Raw genomic sequence first — 1,021 nt, forward strand, 5'->3', positions numbered from 1 at the left:
CAAAAAAATAGTCTGGCAGCAATGGCGAGAAGGTCACACCCGTTCCCATACCGAACACGGAAGTTAAGCTTCTCAGCGCCGATGGTAGTTGGGACTTTGTCCCTGTGAGAGTAGGACGTTGCCAGGCTTTATATATGGAGGATTAGCTCAGCTGGGAGAGCATCTGCCTTACAAGCAGAGGGTCGGCGGTTCGATCCCGTCATCCTCCACCATTTTTTTGCAATAGCAATAAATCAATACTAAAATAATCTATATTATTTGCCGGGGTAGCTCAATTGGTAGAGCAACTGACTTGTAATCAGTAGGTTGGGGGTTCAAGTCCTCTCGCCGGCACCATGCTTCTTGCTTCGTTGATTTACATCAGCGGAAGCATGCGCAAAATCCCGAAGGGATTTTAAGCAAAAAAAATTAATTAGTTTTAAATAAACTGATTGTACGAGCCATTAGCTCAGTTGGTAGAGCATCTGACTTTTAATCAGAGGGTCGAAGGTTCGAGTCCTTCATGGCTCACCAAGTTATTTTCGTTAGAAAATAACCAAGTAATTTATTTGCAAAAGCAAAATGAATTCAATATGCGGGTGTGGCGGAATTGGCAGACGCACCAGACTTAGGATCTGGCGCCGCAAGGCGTGGGGGTTCGACTCCCTTCACCCGCACCAAGATTTTTTGCGAAGAAAAATAGTCTTCTATATATGCGGAAGTAGTTCAGTGGTAGAACACCACCTTGCCAAGGTGGGGGTCGCGGGTTCGAATCCCGTCTTCCGCTCCAATATTGCCGGGGTGGCGGAACTGGCAGACGCACAGGACTTAAAATCCTGCGGTAGGTGACTACCGTACCGGTTCGATTCCGGTCCTCGGCACCATTATTTTGTAATAACAAAATAACATATAATAATGCGCCCGTAGCTCAATTGGATAGAGTGTCTGACTACGGATCAGAAGGTTATGGGTTCGACTCCTTTCGGGCGCGCCATATTTTACGGGAAGTAGCTCAGCTTGGTAGAGCACTTGGTTTGGGACC

The 1,021-nt window shown here is 46.8% G+C and carries 7 tRNA genes and 1 rRNA gene; all 8 read left to right on the forward strand.

Features of this window, described 5'->3' with window-relative positions:
- Positions 1-11: 11 nt before the first annotated feature.
- Positions 12-127: ribosomal RNA gene (gene rrf / locus M3189_RS26370) — 5S ribosomal RNA — on the forward strand.
- 9 nt (positions 128-136) lie between these two features.
- Positions 137-212, forward strand: a tRNA-Val gene (locus M3189_RS26375).
- 48 nt (positions 213-260) lie between these two features.
- Positions 261-336, forward strand: a tRNA-Thr gene (locus M3189_RS26380).
- 101 nt (positions 337-437) lie between these two features.
- Positions 438-513 (forward strand) — tRNA-Lys (locus M3189_RS26385).
- 61 nt (positions 514-574) lie between these two features.
- Positions 575-659 (forward strand) — tRNA-Leu (locus M3189_RS26390).
- A 35-nt stretch (positions 660-694) separates the two neighbouring features.
- Positions 695-769, forward strand: a tRNA-Gly gene (locus tag M3189_RS26395).
- A 5-nt stretch (positions 770-774) separates the two neighbouring features.
- Positions 775-863 (forward strand) — tRNA-Leu (locus M3189_RS26400).
- Between the two features lie 33 nt (positions 864-896).
- Positions 897-973 (forward strand) — tRNA-Arg (locus tag M3189_RS26405).
- The last annotated feature ends 48 nt before the right edge of the window (positions 974-1,021 follow it).

The sequence above is a fragment of the Neobacillus niacini genome (genome assembly GCF_023715415.1).
GTDB lineage: Bacteria > Bacillota > Bacilli > Bacillales > Cytobacillaceae > Neobacillus > Neobacillus niacini_C.